This window comes from Pseudomonas sp. DW-iso3 (assembly GCF_058725305.1).
In genome coordinates, this window is record NZ_JBZXDZ010000004.1 from 207,077 (window position 1) to 222,849 (window position 15,773).

At 62.7% G+C, this 15,773-nt stretch carries 17 protein-coding genes; 13 read left to right on the top strand and 4 right to left on the bottom strand.

Features of this window, described 5'->3' with window-relative positions; all coding sequences use genetic code 11:
• The first annotated feature begins 130 nt into the window (after positions 1 to 130).
• Positions 131 to 1,198, top strand: coding sequence for an NAD(P)-dependent alcohol dehydrogenase (locus AC4PS7_RS13155; protein ID WP_010211165.1), 1,068 nt, complete (start codon positions 131 to 133; stop codon positions 1,196 to 1,198).
• Between the two features lie 131 nt (positions 1,199 to 1,329).
• On the opposite strand, the gene AC4PS7_RS13160 is transcribed toward AC4PS7_RS13155, so the two are convergent.
• Positions 1,330 to 1,629 carry a hypothetical protein gene (locus AC4PS7_RS13160; protein WP_010211164.1) on the bottom strand — a complete coding sequence of 100 codons (300 nt, stop codon included), beginning with the start codon at positions 1,627 to 1,629 and terminating at the stop codon, positions 1,330 to 1,332.
• 217 nt (positions 1,630 to 1,846) lie between these two features.
• Between AC4PS7_RS13160 and AC4PS7_RS13165 the strand changes: the two genes are divergently transcribed.
• Genes AC4PS7_RS13165 through AC4PS7_RS13175 form a run of 3 tightly spaced genes read left to right on the top strand, consistent with a single transcriptional unit; the run spans position 1,847 to position 3,997 of the window.
• On the top strand, positions 1,847 to 2,491 hold the full coding sequence (locus tag AC4PS7_RS13165) for a TonB family protein (RefSeq protein WP_010211162.1): 645 nt from the start codon (positions 1,847 to 1,849) through the stop codon (positions 2,489 to 2,491).
• Positions 2,488 to 3,033, top strand: coding sequence for an RNA polymerase sigma factor (locus AC4PS7_RS13170; RefSeq protein WP_010211161.1), 546 nt, complete (start codon positions 2,488 to 2,490; stop codon positions 3,031 to 3,033). The genes AC4PS7_RS13165 and AC4PS7_RS13170 overlap by 4 nt, the downstream gene beginning before the upstream one ends.
• 37 nt (positions 3,034 to 3,070) lie before the next feature.
• Positions 3,071 to 3,997, top strand: coding sequence for a FecR family protein (locus tag AC4PS7_RS13175; protein ID WP_010211160.1), 927 nt, complete (start codon positions 3,071 to 3,073; stop codon positions 3,995 to 3,997).
• Here AC4PS7_RS13175 and AC4PS7_RS13180 read toward each other — a convergent pair.
• Both AC4PS7_RS13180 and gspH read right to left on the bottom strand, forming a co-directional pair.
• Positions 3,994 to 4,605: a type II secretion system protein GspJ gene (locus AC4PS7_RS13180; protein ID WP_010211159.1), complete on the bottom strand. Its 612-nt coding sequence runs from the start codon at positions 4,603 to 4,605 to the stop codon at positions 3,994 to 3,996. The two genes, AC4PS7_RS13175 and AC4PS7_RS13180, sit on opposite strands and share 4 nt — an antisense overlap.
• Complete coding sequence (gspH, locus tag AC4PS7_RS13185) at positions 4,602 to 5,054, bottom strand: type II secretion system minor pseudopilin GspH (RefSeq protein WP_492179470.1); 453 nt, start codon at positions 5,052 to 5,054, stop codon at positions 4,602 to 4,604. Before gspH ends, AC4PS7_RS13180 begins: the two co-directional genes overlap by 4 nt.
• A gap of 93 nt (positions 5,055 to 5,147) precedes the next feature.
• Here gspH and AC4PS7_RS13190 point away from each other — a divergent pair, with 93 nt between their 5' ends.
• On the top strand, positions 5,148 to 5,579 hold the full coding sequence (locus tag AC4PS7_RS13190; RefSeq protein ID WP_010211157.1) for a type II secretion system protein N: 432 nt from the start codon (positions 5,148 to 5,150) through the stop codon (positions 5,577 to 5,579).
• Here AC4PS7_RS13190 and gspI read toward each other — a convergent pair.
• The gene (gene gspI / locus AC4PS7_RS13195; protein WP_069672682.1) at positions 5,566 to 5,931 is read right to left on the bottom strand and encodes a type II secretion system minor pseudopilin GspI; all 366 of its coding nucleotides are present in this window, start codon (positions 5,929 to 5,931) and stop codon (positions 5,566 to 5,568) included. The genes AC4PS7_RS13190 and gspI overlap by 14 nt on opposite strands.
• A 148-nt stretch (positions 5,932 to 6,079) precedes the next feature.
• Here gspI and gspG point away from each other — a divergent pair, with 148 nt between their 5' ends.
• From gspG to AC4PS7_RS13235, 8 genes are all read left to right on the top strand, one after another.
• Entirely contained in the window at positions 6,080 to 6,529 is a 450-nt protein-coding gene (gspG, locus tag AC4PS7_RS13200; protein WP_010211155.1) for a type II secretion system major pseudopilin GspG, read from the top strand.
• A gap of 8 nt (positions 6,530 to 6,537) precedes the next feature.
• Positions 6,538 to 7,407: a type II secretion system minor pseudopilin GspK gene (gene gspK, locus AC4PS7_RS13205; RefSeq protein WP_183701797.1), complete on the top strand. Its 870-nt coding sequence runs from the start codon at positions 6,538 to 6,540 to the stop codon at positions 7,405 to 7,407.
• On the top strand, positions 7,404 to 8,465 hold the full coding sequence (gspL, locus tag AC4PS7_RS13210) for a type II secretion system protein GspL (protein ID WP_183701794.1): 1,062 nt from the start codon (positions 7,404 to 7,406) through the stop codon (positions 8,463 to 8,465). The genes gspK and gspL overlap by 4 nt, the downstream gene beginning before the upstream one ends.
• The gene (locus AC4PS7_RS13215; RefSeq protein WP_010211150.1) at positions 8,458 to 8,970 is read left to right on the top strand and encodes a type II secretion system protein M; all 513 of its coding nucleotides are present in this window, start codon (positions 8,458 to 8,460) and stop codon (positions 8,968 to 8,970) included. The genes gspL and AC4PS7_RS13215 overlap by 8 nt, the downstream gene beginning before the upstream one ends.
• A complete protein-coding gene (gene gspD / locus AC4PS7_RS13220; RefSeq protein ID WP_031291465.1) occupies positions 8,967 to 11,261 on the top strand; it encodes a type II secretion system secretin GspD in 2,295 nt (764 codons plus the stop codon). The genes AC4PS7_RS13215 and gspD overlap by 4 nt, the downstream gene beginning before the upstream one ends.
• 352 nt (positions 11,262 to 11,613) lie before the next feature.
• On the top strand, positions 11,614 to 13,032 hold the full coding sequence (gspE, locus tag AC4PS7_RS13225) for a type II secretion system ATPase GspE (protein WP_010211148.1): 1,419 nt from the start codon (positions 11,614 to 11,616) through the stop codon (positions 13,030 to 13,032).
• Positions 13,032 to 14,243 (top strand): type II secretion system inner membrane protein GspF, encoded by a 1,212-nt coding sequence (gspF, locus tag AC4PS7_RS13230; RefSeq protein ID WP_010211147.1) that lies wholly within the window; start codon positions 13,032 to 13,034, stop codon positions 14,241 to 14,243. The genes gspE and gspF overlap by 1 nt, the downstream gene beginning before the upstream one ends.
• A 329-nt stretch (positions 14,244 to 14,572) precedes the next feature.
• On the top strand, positions 14,573 to 15,754 hold the full coding sequence (locus AC4PS7_RS13235; protein WP_010211146.1) for a substrate-binding domain-containing protein: 1,182 nt from the start codon (positions 14,573 to 14,575) through the stop codon (positions 15,752 to 15,754).
• The last annotated feature ends 19 nt before the right edge of the window (positions 15,755 to 15,773 follow it).

The following is a 15,773-nucleotide window of genomic DNA, read 5'->3' on the forward strand; positions in this document are numbered from 1 at the left end:
GTCTATCGGATCGAAGCCATGAGCTTAGGGACGAGGCGGCGGTGCGAATTGTACAGGCGTGCTTGATTGAACGATTCAGCGTCTATGCTAGTCATCTGACTTCAAGCATCCGATTACACAGGTGAACGTAATGGCCAAGACTTACAGCTACGCCGCCCAGAATGCCAAGGATTCCCTCAAGCCCTTTACCTTCGAGCGCCGTGCGCCGGGGGCGGATGACGTACAAATCGATATTCTCTATTGCGGCGTGTGCCACTCCGATCTGCACACCGCCCGCAACGAATGGAACAACACTCTGTACCCCTCCGTGCCCGGCCATGAAATCGTTGGCCGTGTCACGGCGGTGGGCACCAATGTCAGCACGTTCAAAGTCGGTGATTTGGCCGGTGTCGGCTGCATGGTCGACAGCTGCCAGCACTGCGCGTCCTGCGCCGAGGGCGAGGAGCAATACTGCGAGAACGGCTTTACCGGCACCTACAACGGCCCGGTGTTCGGCGGTGAAAATACCTTTGGCGGCTATTCGGACAGCATCGTGGTCAAGGAGAAGTTCGTGCTGCGCATCTCCCACGATGATTCCAACCTGGCCGCCGTGGCGCCGTTGCTGTGCGCGGGTATCACCACCTATTCGCCGTTGCATCACTGGAAGGTCGGCCCCGGCAAAAAGGTCGGGGTGGTAGGCCTTGGTGGGCTTGGGCATATGGCCGTGAAGATCGCCCATGCGATGGGCGCGCACGTCACGCTGTTCACCACGTCGCCGAACAAACGTGAAGACGGCCTGCGCCTGGGCGCCGATCAAGTGGTGGTGTCAAAGAACCCGGACGAAATGGCCAAGGTCGCCAACAGCCTGGATTTCATCCTCAACACTGTCGCCGCTCCGCACAACCTCGATGCCTTCCTCAACCTGCTCAAGCGTGACGGCACCATGACCCTGGTCGGCGCCCCCGACAGCCCGCACCCGTCGCCGACGGTGTTCAACCTGATCTTCAAGCGCCGCGGCCTGGCCGGGTCGCTGATTGGCGGCATCCAGGAAACCCAGGACATGCTGGACTTTTGCGCCAGGCACGGGATTGTCTCGGACATCGAAATGATCGACATCCAGGGCATCAACGAGGCGTATGAGCGGATGCTCAAGGGCGATGTGAAGTATCGGTTTGTGATTGATATGGACAGCTTGAAGAAGGAAAGCCACGCGGCCTGATACACACTGCGTGTCCAAAGGTGGGAGCGGGCTTGCTCGCGAAGGGTGGGTGTCAGTTAACGTATGTGTAACTGACCCACCGCATTCGCGAGCAAGCTCCCTCCCATATTTTTTATATGTCTACTCACGGCTCAAGGCCGCTGCGGCTTCACCGACGTACTGAACGTGTTGCCCATACGCACGCTGGTCGCCGCCGGGGTGGCTAAACCGACCTTATTGGGCGGGCGCTTCTCGATGGAAATATTCTGCGCCTCGCGGTTTTTCTGCGTCGCCTTTGTGGCATTCGTGTCATTACCCATCTGTTGGCTAAGGCAGCCATAGTCGGGCGCCTTATAGCCATCCACCGTGACCTCTGCGCAATTGTCGGCATGAGCGAGTAAGGGCAGAGCGGCGCACAGCAACAGGCTGACAAGGGACGGTAACGCTTTCATCAGGGCCTCCTGGCGGGCCCGAAGGAGTGGGCCGATAAGGCTGCAAAGTGTAGTGCAGCAGGCTTCTCATCACCGTGATGTTTTTTTTGCTATCACCGTAACATCAGATTCATAAACTGGCCTCAGGATGACGGTTTTCTAGGGCGCGTCGGCCGTGCAGCGATGCAAAGCAGGGGGTGAACAGGGGGCCTGGAGGCGCGTCGCGTGCGCCCTGGTCTTGCTGTTGCTGCTGGCCGGCGGTCGTCCGGCGCAGGCAGAGTCACCGCTGCTGTCGTTGAATCTGCCGGCGCAAGACCTGGAACACGCACTGCAAGCCTACAGCCGCGCCACCGGGATGGCAGTGCTGGTGGACCGTGAGTTGACGCGGGGCCGGCGTTCCATCGGGGTGCGCGGGCGCTTTACCGCGCAAGAGGCATTGGCGATGTTGCTGACAGGGAGTGGCCTGATGGCACGTTATGCACGCAGCGATGCGTTTACCTTGCAGGCACCGCAAGTCAGCCCGCCGACCACTTCACGTGGTGCGGCGGCACGCAGCGCCGCGCGGATCAACAACAGCTACGCGTCGGCGTTACAGCAAGCCATTGAGACCAGCTTGTGCCGTTCGCCGCTGACCCGGCCCGGCAGTTTTCGTGCGCTGGTGCAGGTCTGGGTCAACCCGGACGGAGTGATCGAACACAGTCGGCTGGTCAGTTCCTCCGGCGATGAACAACGCGATGAAGCACTGGTGCGCAGCCTGAGTGCGGCCCGGGTCGAACGCCCGGCACCCAGCTCGCTGCGCCAACCGGTGACTTTACTTTTGATGCCTGACACAACAGGAACGCGCATGGAATGCACAGCAGCAAAAGGAGCCTGGGGCGGATGAAAGACACCGGGCACAGTACGATGGTCAGCTTGTTCCTGGCGTCCTACGAAGACTTCAAGGTGCGTTTGCGCAAGCGCCTGGGCTCGGAGGACCTGGCCAATGACGTATTGCACGAGACCTACCTGCGGGTCGATCGTATGGAAGTGCCGCCAAACCTGGCGCAACCCAACGCGTACCTGTACCGCATGGCCTTGAACATCGCCGCCGACCGCCGCCAGGCCGACGCGCGTTTGCTCACTGGCAGCGAGGTCGAAGAACTGCTGCAAAGCGCCGACGAAGCCCAGGACCCGTCACGCGTGGTGGGCGGCCAGAAAGAAATCCAATCCCTGGTCAAGGCGCTGTATGAACTGCCGGCACGCCGCCGCAAAATCCTCATCGCCGCCCGCCTGGAAGAGGCGCCGCACCTGGAAATCTCCCAGCGTTTTGGCATTTCCACGCGTATGGTCGAGAAGGAAATCAAGGCCGCCCTGGGCCACTGTGCCAAGCGCCTGGAAAGAAAAGTGATTCAGCGGTTCGGTCCCGGTGCCGGAAAACCGTCTTAGTGTCGAGTCCCTGATAAATCCGTGAGTACGTGCGCGCTTGAATATTTTTAACCTCTCCACCGCCCGGCCATCCGCCGCCAGCCCCCTGCACGATGAAGCCCGCGAGTGGCTGGTCCTGTTGACCTCGGGGCGTGCCACCGTGGCTGATGCCAAGGCGCTCAAAGCCTGGTGCGCGCAGAGCCCGGAACATGCCCAGGCATTCGAGCAGGCCAAGGCGCTGTGGCAGCAATTGGCCCCGGCTCTGGAGCACGTCTCGCCACCGCGCAGCTTTGGTCGTCGCGCCTTCCTGGGCGGTGCGATCGCCGCATCGGCGGCCGTGGTGATGGTGCGCGTCGGCGTACCCGGTGGCTTTGCCGGGCTTACGGCGGACTACCGCACCGAAGTCGGCGAGCAACGCCAAGTGGTGTTGAGCGAAGGGATCAGCCTGGAACTCAATACCCAGACCCGCATCAGTCGGGTGGGGCAGGGCATTGAATTGCTCGAAGGTGAAGTCGAGGTGGTTACCCACGTTGCACAACCGCTCAAGGTCCAGGCCGGCGAAGGCTGGGTGAGTGCGGCGCAGGCGCGGTTCAATGTGCGTCATACCGATCACACGGTCTGTGTCACCTGTATCGAGGGTTCGCTGTCGGTGGACGTTGCCGGCAACAGTGTGAGCCTGGGCAGTGGTCGACAACTGACCTATGGCAGCGCCGGGGTCAGTGAAGTGATCACGGTGGATACCCAGGCAGTGGTGGCCTGGCGTGAGCAGGTGCTGGTGTTCAACAACGCCACGCTGGCGACGGTGGTGGATGAGATCAATCGCTACCGGCCGGGGATGCTCGTGTTGCTGAACAACGAGCTGGGCCAGCGCCGCGTGCAGGCGCGGTTCAGCCTGCAACAGCTGGCCGGGGTAGCGTTGTTGATTCGCGATGCGTATGGCGCCAAGTGTACGGAATTGCCGGGTGGGGTGGTGTTGTTGAGTTAGTTCAACGGCCCCACCACCTGTCGATACCGTTCCACCCCCTGTGGCGTCTGTCGCACCAGGCTGATCTCCAATCCCAGTGGATCCTCGCGACGGTTACCGCTCAACTGTCGCCACCCCTTATCGGCTTCCCAAACCCGCACCTGCAAATCACTGACGCCGGTTAACACCACCACCCCATCCTTTGCCGCCGGCAGAGGAAAGCGGTCCCGCGCTGGGGCCGCTGCCCGATACAGCGAATCGCCCTTGAGCCACCACCGCACCCGTTGCAGCCCATCGCCTGCGACCGGGGCGCTGCGGATCACGTCCAGTCGAAAACCCTTACTGTCGGAACTGCGCACCGTGACTGCCGCCAGCCCCTCGGTTTTAGCCGCCCCGTCTTCCGGCGCGCTGGGGAGGGTGAGTTCGACACTGGCCCGTAAACTGATGTCCCGCTGCATCTGGTTCAATGCCCTCAGCAGCACCTCGGTCTGTTCCGTACTGGCCTGCAAGTGCTGATCGGCGCGGGTAACGCTGTCCAGGCCGCGCCAGGCGATCAAGCTGACCAATGCCATGAGCATGATCGCCACCATCACTTCTATCAGCGTGAAGCCCTGCTGGGACTGATTCATGGCAGGCGCTCCACGCGCATCAAACCGGCGGCGTCGCGGTGCAGGCTGAGACTGTGTTGCCCATCAGAGAGCACTACCCGCAGCGGCGGGCTGATCCATTCGGCATTCAGTACCAGGGTCTGGCGTGGTTCGATGTTGATCTGCATCGGCTTGCTTTCCCAGAGGCGCGGGCGCAGTTGACTGTCGCCCTGAAAGGATTCCACATGCACCCCATCATCACTGCGACGGTTGAAGCGAAAGCCCTTGGCGTCGGCGCGCCAGGTGATGGGGCGACCATCGGCGTGGGCTTCGGCCTGGGCCACTTGCAGCAGTTGGCTCAGGCGCTCGGCGTCCTTGCGCAGCAGGTGCAGTGGGTCAGGTTTGATCGTGAGGCTGATGGCGGCGCTGGCGATGCCGATAATCACCAGCACCACCATCAGCTCGATCAGGGTAAAACCTTGCTGTTTCATCACGGGCTTCCTGGAGAACTGGCGAGTCTGTGAAATAAAAGCGTGCGAATTGACCTGTAGGCTGGTGCCACGGACAAACAGGAGGTCCCTCCGATGACATTCGCCCATCGTTTCACCCTGGCCCACGGCGTGCAGGCGCTGGGTGTGTTGGCCGCCTTGGCGGGTGTGGCGGTCTGGACGCCGCTGCTCCTCACCAGCGCCGAATCCCACACGCCCCAAGCGACCCCCCAGGCATTGGCGGCACGCAGCGATAACCCGGCGTTGCAATGGTTTTCCAATACGCCGACGGCGCTGCAGGTCAAAGTCACTGGCGTGCTGGCTGGTGCCCGGGGTGCGGTGGCGATCCTCAGCCTGAATGACGGCCCGCCGCGCAGCTTTCTGCTGGGTGAACGCCTCAGCCCAGGCGTACGGCTGACGGCCATCAGAGGCGACGGTGTGGAGATCGAGCGCGGTGGCGAGAAGCTGCACGTCAACCTCGACACGTTGCCGGAGGGGCCCGCGTTGCCGCGCCTCACTCGGCCATGACCTGGGTGTCCAGGCGGGCCAGGGGCGGCGCTTCGCGGCGGGCGTCGAGCACCTGCAGGTTGACTTGAAACAGGCGGCCATCGGCGTTGATGCTCTGCTCACAACGCAGTTTCAAGCGGCCCTGGTCGCACTCGAAGGTCCGCTTGCCGCTGCGCAGGTGCCCCTCCAGGCGCAGTTCCGCCAGGCGACTCTGCGCCGCCAGCAACGCGATGGATTTGTCGCGCAACAATCCGTTGCTCTGGGTCATCAGCCCCGCCACGCGCACGGCAGCGGCCATGGCCACGGCGATGATCGCCAGCGCCACCAGCACTTCAATCAGGGTAAAACCTTGCTCCTTGCGACGGCCGTACATGGCGCTCTCAAAGCCGGGAAACAGGCCCGCAGACTAGCGCCGGCAGTTGACCGATTGGCGACCGAAACTCCCGAGGATTTTCAATACGACTGACATGTGTTCTTGCAACACTGCGCCACGAATTGCACTCAAGCCAAGGAATGTCGAGATGGATATCGCGCGCCTAACGTCCCCATTGCCAGGCCCTCGCGGGCAGCGTGGCTTTACCTTGATCGAGATCATGGTGGTGGTGGTCATCCTCGGAATCCTCGCGGCAATGGTGGTGCCCAAGGTGCTTGATCGGCCGGACCAGGCACGGGCCACCGCAGCGAAACAGGATATCGGTGGGTTGATGCAGGCGTTGAAGCTCTATCGCCTTGACCACGGCACGTATCCGAGCATGAACCAGGGGTTGAAAGTCTTGGTGGAGCGCCCGGCGGATGCGAAAAACAGCAACTGGCGCGCTTACTTGGAGCGCTTGCCCAACGACCCTTGGGGCAAGCCCTATCATTACCTTAACCCAGGCGCCAACGGCGAAGTGGATGTGTTCTCGCTGGGCGCCGACGGCCAGCCGGATGGCGATGGCGTAAATGCCGATATCGGCTCCTGGCAGTTGTAAGGCCGGCCATGAAACGGTATTCGCCCCCAGCGGCGAAGCAGCGCGGCATGGCGATAATCAGCGCCTTGCTGATCGCCGCGGTGGTGGCGGTGCTGGCCGGTGCCATGCTCACGCGCCAGACCGTGTTCACCCGCAGCCTGGAAGCCGAGCAGTTGCGCATCCAGGGCCAGTGGCTGTTGCAGGGTGGCCTTGAACGCAGCCGCCAGATGCTCTGGGACGCGCGCCAGAAGGACGTGCTGACCCGCCTCGATCAACCCTGGGCGCGTGCCCAGGGTGGCGCATTTGAGGGGCGGATTGTGGACGAGCAGGGCAAGTTCAACCTGCGCAATCTGGTCAATCGCCAGCAGGTGGACAGCGAGCAATTGCAGAGTTTTGAGCGACTGTGCCGACTGATAGGTGTCGATCCGGCGGTGAGCCGGCGTATCAGCCAGCGGGTGATCGCCTCCTATGAACCGCCCGCCAAATACCCGATGCTGCGCAGCCTGGATGACTTGAGCGGGATCGAAGGCCTCGACCCCAACCTGTTGCAGCGCATGCAGGCCTATATCAGCGTATTGCCCGGTCCTACCTGGGTCAACGGCAACACCGCCAGCGCCGAAGTGCTCAGTGCGGTGGTGCCGCAGCTCAGCCTGTCCCAGGCCCATGGGCTGGTGGCCGAGCGTGACAGCGGGCATTGGTTTATCAACCGGGGGGATTTCGTCAATCGCCTGCGCTTGCCGCAGGTGGCGGTGGACGCGGTGCAGGTGGGCATTACCAGTGAGTGGTTTCGCCTGCAGGGCCAGGCTCGCCGTGAGCAGCGGCGGGTGACGGTTGATGCGTTGTTGCATCGCCCCGAAGACCGCGAGCCTCGGGTGATCTGGTCGCGGGTGGGCGTATGAAACGCTTGCGCATTGGCTTGCCGCCGCTTGATCAATTGACCGCTGAGAGCCAGGTCAAATTTGCCTGGCTGGACCGTGGTGTGGTGATTGAAGAGGGTTATGAAAGCTTGGCGCAGGTGGGTAGGAACCGTCAGGCAGTAGAGTGTTTTCTACACCCTCGCGACAGCCTGCTCACCAGCCTGGAGTTGCCGCCGCTGCCCGCCGCGAAAACCGCAGCCGCCGTGGCCTGCGCTGCGCAGGCGTTGATCTTGGGACCAGTGGAACAGATGCAGGTGGCTCACGGCCCGCGCGAAAGCGATGGGCGTGTGCAGGTCGCCTGGGTGCCCAAGGTCGGGTTGGAGCGGCTCGCGCAGCTGCCACTCAAGCTGCGCGGCCTGTACCCGGCACCCTTCGCCTTGCCGGTGGGCGCCGCGGCGCTGGATGACGGCTATCTGTTGACGCGCGACAGCCTGCAACAAGGCGCGGTGCATCCGCTCGGCTTGCAGGCGCTGGATGTGCAACTGTTAGACGCGGGGCAGCGTTGGAGTGGGGGTGTTCCCCATTGGGGCTTGCACGGGCGTCTGCGGCAACCCTCGACCGTTGGATGGGGCAGGGCGCTCGCCTGTGTTGCGTTCGCCACCGCCCTTTGGACCCTCGGCCTCAACCTGTACGCCGCACGTCAGGTGGAGGAAGGCCAGCGACTCAAGGCCTTGATGAGCCAGCAGGTGCGCCAGGCATTTCCACAATTGCCGGTGGTGCTCAACCCTTTGCAACAAGCCCGACAACAGGTGGCCACCCGCCAGACCGGCGCTGCCGCCGATCCAGGCCAACGCTTCACCACCCTGTTGCAACTGGCTGGCAGCAACCTGCCGTTCATGGTGGGCAGTGTCGACAACCTGAGCTTTGAACAGGGCCGTTTGCACGTGGAATTGCTCGCCGACAGTCGTAACCCGACGGCCGAGGGTGAATGGCAGGCCGCACTGGCCCAGGCCGGCTTCACTGCCAGCCGCGATGGCCATGCCTGGACCCTTGGCCCGGCGCAGGCTGCGGAGCAACCCGTAGGTGCCGGCGATGAGTAACGTGAAGCGACTGCGCGGCCAGGCCCAAGTGTTCTGGAGCGGCCTGGCCCTGCGCGAAAAACGCCTGCTCGGCGGCGCCGGCCTGGTCCTGGCGAGCCTGCTGACCTGGCTGGTGCTGGTGCAGCCGGCGTTGAAGAAGATCGATTACTGGCAGGCCGAAATCCCCAAATTACGTGCTCAAGCCGAAGCCTTGCAGGTGTTGTTGCAGGACGTCGCCGCGCCGAGGCAGGGCGACGAAACCGCGCTGCGTCAAGCCCTGGACAACGCCGGCTTGCACGGCCATTACCAGTTGCAGGCGCTGGAACCCGGCGGTTGGCGCCTGACCTTCGACAACGCCCCGGCCGAGGCGGTGCTGGGTTGGCTGCTGGGCAATGCCCGTTCGTTTTCCCTGGAGGTGTCCGAGGCGCGTTTGCAGCGTGCCGTCGATACCGTCGATAACTCGGCCGGCACTGTGTCCGGGACCGTTCGCATGGATCAGGCGCTTGGCGCTAAGGAAGCTTCATGAAGTGGTCAGTCCCGCCTTTCCGTATGGTTGCACCCCTGCTGGTACTGGCGTTGAGTGCGTGCAGCAATCCGTCAACTGCACCCTTGCTGGTGGACAGTGAACTCGGCCAACCCCTGGCCGACACGCGTCGTAGTGGCGAGACCGTGCTGGATCGCCAGAGTGAACCTGCACCTAAACCTCCCGTACAACACCGAGTCACCAACAGCGCACGTGGCCACGCCCCAGCGGTGGTCAAGGCACGCAACCCGCTGGGTGACCAGCCCGTACAGCTCAACTTTGTCGACGCGGATATCCAGGCGGTGGTGCGCGCACTGTCCCGTGCCACCGGCCAGCAATTTTTGGTGGACCCTCGCGTGAAGGGTAATCTCACCCTGGTCAGCGAAGGCCAGGTACCGGCGCATCAGGCCTATGACATGCTGCTGGCGGCGCTGCGCATGCAGGGCTTCAGCGTGGTCGATGTGGGGGGCGTCGCCCAGGTGGTGCCTGAGGCCGATGCCAAGCTGCTCGGCGGGCCGATCTACACGGCCGGCAGCAGCGGCATGCAGACGCGTACCTTCCGCCTGCAATATGAAAACGCAGTCAACCTGATCCCGGTGCTGCGTCCCATCGTGTCGCCGAACAACCCGATCAATGCCTACCCCGGCAATAACAGCATTGTCATCACCGATTACGCGGAAAACCTCGCACGTGTCGCGCAGATCATCAACGGCATCGACACCCCCAGCGCCATCGACACCGATGTGGTGAGGGTGCAGAACGGCATCGCCGTGGACATCGCCGCCATGGTCTCCGAGCTGTTGGAGACCCAGGGCGCCGACCAGACCCAGAAGATCAACGTGATCGGCGACCCACGTTCCAATTCGATCATCATCCGCTCCGGCAGCCCGGAGCGCACCGAGCTCGCGCGCAACCTGATCTACAAACTCGACAACGCCCAGAGCAATCCGAGCAACATGCACGTGGTGTACCTGCGCAACGCCCAGGCGGGCAAGTTGGCCCAGTCGCTGCGTGGGTTGCTGACCGGTGAAAGCGATTCCGGCGTCAGCGACGATGCCCGTGGCAAGCTCAGTGCCATGGGCGGCAATGGCAAAAACACCGAAGGTACGAGCAATGCGCAAAACAGCAGCGGCACGCCCACCGGCAGTGGCGTGCAGTCGGGTTATGGCCAGTCCACCGGTTCGACGACGGGCACCAGTGGTACCTCCCAGGATCAGGACACTTCGTTCAGTGCCGGTGGCGTGACAATCCAGGCCGACGCCACCACCAACACCCTGCTGATCTCCGCGCCGGACCCGTTGTACCGCAACCTGCGCGAAGTGATCGACATGCTCGATCAGCGCCGCGCCCAGGTGGTGATCGAAAGCTTGATCGTGGAGGTCGGCGAAGACGATGCCACCGAGTTCGGCGTGCAATGGCAGGCCGGCAACCTCGGTGGCAAGGGAGGGTTTGGCGGCGTCAACCTGGGGGGCAGCGGTGTGAACAGCACACCTACCAGCAAGACCAGCATCGACGTACTGCCCAAGGGCCTGAACGTGGGCCTGGTCGATGGCACCGTGGATATTCCCGGCATCGGCAAGGTGCTCGACCTCAAGGTGTTGGCCCGCGCGTTGAAGAGCAAGGGCGGTACCAACGTGCTGTCCACGCCCAACCTGCTGACCCTGGATAACGAAGCGGCGAGCATTTTTGTAGGGCAGACGATTCCATTCGTCACCGGCAGTTATGTGACCGGCGGCGGGGGCACGAGCAACAACCCGTTCCAGACCGTGCAACGTGAAGAGGTGGGGCTCAAGTTGAATGTGCGGCCGCAGATTTCCGAGGGCGGTACGGTGAAGCTGGATATTTACCAGGAGGTCAGCACCGTGGATGAGCGGGCTTCGGTAACGGCGGGGACGGTGACCAATAAGCGCGCTATCGATACCAGTATTTTGTTGGATGACGGGCAGATCATGGTGCTTGGCGGGTTGCTGCAGGATGGGTATAGCCAGAGTAACGACGCGGTGCCGTGGTTATCGGATATTCCGGGGTTGGGAGCGTTGTTTCGTAATGAGAAGCGCAGTGTGAGCAAGACCAACCTGATGGTGTTTTTGCGGCCTTACATTATTCGGGACAGTGGGGCGGGGCGCAGTATTACGTTGAACCGGTATGAGTTTATGCGCCGGGCGCAGGGTGCGTTGCAGCCGGAGCATAGTTGGGCGATGCCGGATGTGCAGGCGCCGCAGTTGCCTTCGGTGGAGAAGGCGATTCCTGGGCAGCAGGGGCCTCGGGCGGTGATAAGGGCGGTGCCGCAGTGAGCGCCGGGTACATATGCGTTGCTGCGAGGTGGGAGCTGGCTTGCCTGCGATGGCATCAACGCGGTGTCTCTGATGGACCGAGGTGCCTGCATCGCCGGCAAGCCAGCTCCCACAGAAAAGCAATCTGCGGTACACAAAAAACTGCTTTTGATTTTAGGCGCACCGTCAAACACGCTGGCCGGAATTCGGCAGGGGTTACGGGCACATCGAGTCTAGGCGAGGTGCCGAGTGTTGGGGCAGGAGCCCTTTGCTTACTGTGGGGCTTTTCCACAGTGACCCGCCGTGAAGCCGGAACCCTAAGCCGCTGTTACCGCAGCAACGGATATGTACACCCCTCCAAAGGGCAAACCCAATGAGCCTATTGCCGTACGCCTGGGCCAAATCCCAACGCATCCTCCTGCGCCCCGGCGACCAAGGCATGCTACTGACGGTTTGCCCCTCAACCCCCGGCTGGTCGATCAGCGAAGTCCACCGCCAATTCGGCCAAACCCACCTCGAACAAGTACGCGATGACGAACTCGACGGCCTGCTCACCAGTGCCTACGCCGACACTGGTAGCGCCGCCGCCGTCGTCGGCGCGGCTGAAAACGAGGTAGACCTCGACCGCCTGATGCAAGATATGCCTGAGATCACCGACCTGCTCGACACCCAGGACGGCGCGCCAGTCATCCGCATGATCAACGCCTTGCTCACCCAGGCCGCCCGGGACGAGGCCAGCGACATCCACATCGAACCCTACGAAACCCACTCCGTAGTGCGCTACCGCGTCGACGGCACCCTGCGTGACGTGGTGTCGCCACGCAAGGCGTTGCATGGCGCGCTCGTGTCACGGATCAAGATCATGGCCCAGCTCGATATTGCCGAAAAACGCCTGCCCCAAGACGGTCGTATTGCCCTGCGCGTGGCCGGGCGGCCCATCGACATTCGGGTGTCCACGGTGCCCACCGGCCATGGCGAAAGAGTCGTCATGCGCCTGCTGGACAAACAAGCTGGGCGCCTGCAATTGGAGACCCTGGGCATGGCGCCGCAATTGCTGGCACGCCTGGATACGCTGATCCGCCAACCCCACGGCATCGTGCTGGTCACCGGCCCCACCGGCAGCGGCAAGACCACCAGCCTGTATGCCGCCCTGGCGCGGCTGGACGCGAGCACCAGCAATATCCTTACCGTGGAAGACCCGGTGGAGTACGACCTGCCGGGCATCAGCCAGATCCAGGTCAACGCCAAGATCGACATGACCTTCGGCCTGGCCCTGCGGGCGATCCTGCGCCAGGACCCGGACATCATCATGATCGGCGAAATCCGTGACCTGGAGACCGCACAAATCGCTGTGCAGGCATCACTCACAGGTCACTTGGTGCTGGCGACCTTGCACACCAACGATGCGGTGTCGGCGGTCAACCGGCTGATTGATATGGGTGTCGAACCGTTCCTGTTGGCGTCATCGTTGCTCGGCGTGTTGGCCCAGCGCCTGGTGCGGCGCCTGTGCCCGCACTGCAAGCAGGAAGACCCGTCCGCTCCCGGTACTTGGCGCCCTGTGGGCTGCGCACAGTGCAACCAGATCGGCTATAGCGGCCGTACCGGGATCCATGAGTTGTTCTGCGTCGACGACGATGTACGCAGCCTGATCCACCAGGGCGCCAACGAGCAGGACCTGCGCCTGGCCGCCCGTCGCGCCGGGATGTTCAGCATGCGTGAAGACGGCGAGCGCTGGGTGCACAGCGGCGCCACCGCGCCGGAAGAAATCCTGCGTGTAACACGGGACGCCTGATGAATCGCTATCGCTATGAGGCCGCCGATGCCAACGGCAACGTCGAGGCCGGGCATGTGGAGGCCGACAGCCAGAGCGCGGCGTTTGCCAACTTGCGTAGCCGAGGCTTGACGGCGTTGCTGGTGCAGATCGAGGGTAATCAGCAAGCCGCGGCCGGCAGCAGCCTGTTCACTGCCAAGCTGTCGGACAACGACCTGGCCTGGGCCACGCGGCAACTGGCAAGCCTGTTGGGCGCGAGCCTGCCGTTGGAAGCCGCGTTGAGTGCCACGGTGGAGCAGGCCGAGAAAAAACATATCGCCCAGACCTTGAGCGCGGTACGCGCCGATGTGCGCGGTGGCATGCGCCTGGCGGATGCGTTGGCGGCGCGGCCACGGGATTTTCCGTCGATTTATCGCGCGCTGATTGCGGCGGGGGAGGAGTCCGGCGACCTGGCCCAGGTGATGGAACGCCTGGCCGACTACATCGAAGAACGCAACAACCTGCGCGGCAAGATCCTCACCGCGTTTATCTATCCTGGCGTGGTGGGGTTGGTGTCCATTGGCATTGTGATTTTCCTGTTGAGCTATGTGGTGCCGCAGGTGGTCAGTGCGTTCTCCCAGGCGCGCCAGGATTTGCCCGGGTTGACCCTGGCGATGCTCAATGCCAGCGATTTCGTCCGCGCCTGGGGTGGGTTGTGTTTTGCCGGGATGGTCGGTGGTTTCTGGAGCTGGCGCCTGTATTTGCGCAACCCGGTGGCACGTTTGAGTTGGCATAGCCGGGTGTTGCGCTTGCCGCTGATCGGGCGTTTCGTGCTGGGCCTGAACACTGCGCGGTTCGCCTCGACCCTGGCGATTCTCGGCGGTGCCGGGGTGCCGCTGTTGCGCGCCCTGGAAGCGGCGCGGCAGACCCTGTCCAATGATCGCCTGAGCCAATGTGTCAACGACGCCACCGCCAAGGTGCGCGAAGGCGTCAACCTGGCCCCAGCGCTGGCGGTGGAAAAGGTGTTCCCGCCGGTGTTGATCCACCTGATCGCCAGCGGTGAAAAGACCGGCGCGTTGCCGCCGATGCTGGAGCGTGCGGCGCAGACCCTGTCGCGGGATATCGAGCGCCGGGCCATGGGCATGACCGCGTTGCTGGAGCCGTTAATGATTGTGGTAATGGGCGCCGTGGTGTTGGTGATCGTCATGGCGGTGCTGTTGCCGATCATTGAAATAAACCAGCTGGTCACCTAGCTCACCCGACCGACCTCGGGTTCCTTGTAGCGTCACATTTTCACACCCTGCGCGGGCTCCAGCCACGCCTGCTGAAACCTCGCTGTCACCTGCGCCCAAACCGCTCGAAACCGTGACCAAAACACCCGAGAATCTTTTTAAAAATCAAGGCGTTCCTCCCGAGGTTTTTTCCCATAACCGTCATCGGAAACTGCGACTTTCTCTCCCATGGTTTTACCCCTGGCCACCCCCGTAGCTACCCCAGGTAGTTCAGGCTCGGGACCGAAGCCATGGCGTCATGCAAGAGCCCTCTACCCCAAACGTACAAACACGACGAAAGGAGATTCTTCATGTTTAAGCGCAACGTTCTCGCGGTATCCGTGACCCTCGCCGCACTGTGCTCGGCCCAGGCTGCAATGGCAGACATCAACGGCGGCGGCGCGACTCTGCCACAGCCGCTGTATCAAACCGCTGGCGTACTCACCACTGGCTTCGCTCCGTACATCGGTGTGGGCAGCGGCAACGGCAAATCGGCGTTCCTGAACAATGACTACACCAAGTTCGTGGCTGGCGTGACCAACAAGAACGTGCACTGGGCTGGCAGCGACTCGAAGCTGAGCGCCACTGAGCTGTCGACCTATGCGTCCACCAAGCAACCTGCCTGGGGCAAGCTGATCCAGGTGCCTTCGGTAGCCACTTCGGTTGCCATTCCGTTCAACAAGGCAGGCACCAACGCGGTTGACCTGAGCGTTGACCAATTGTGTGGTGTGTTCTCCGGTCGTTTGACCACCTGGAACCAGATCACCAACTCCGGCCGCACTGGCCCGATTGCCCTGGTGTATCGCAGCGAGTCCAGCGGCACCACTGAACTGTTCACACGCTTCCTGAATGCCAAATGCACCGAAGCCCAACCTTTCGCTGTGACCACCACCTTCTCCTCAAGCTACGGCGGTGGTCTGCCATCGACGGCGGTGGCCGCCACTGGCAGCCAGGGCGTGATGGATGCATTGAACGCCGTTGAAGGCCGTATCACCTACATGAGCCCGGATTACGCGGCGACCACCCTGGCCGGTCTGGATGACGCCACCAAAGTCGCCAAGGTTGGCGGTGTTTCCCCTGCACCTGCCAACGTCTCGGCTGCAATCGGCCTGGTTCCAGCGCCAACTGAAGCCCGCGCTGATGGCTCGTTCATCGACGCTACCAACCCGGACAACTGGGTGCCGGTGTTTGCTGCCACTGCAAGCGGCCCAGCCACCTTCGCTTACCCCTCCAGCGGCTACCCGATCCTGGGCTTCACTAACCTGATCTTCAGCCAGTGCTACGCCGACGCTACCCAGACCACCCAAGTGCGCAGCTTCTTCGCTCGTCACTACGGTGCTTTCGGTAACAACGACACCGCCATCAGCAACAACCGCTTCGTACCGCTGCCAGCCAACTGGAAAAAAGCCGTGCGTGACACCTTCGCCACAGCTTCCAACGCTCAAGGCATCGGCAACACCAGCGTCTGCAACGCCATCGGTCGTCCGCTGTAACCCAAGCGTCCACGACCCG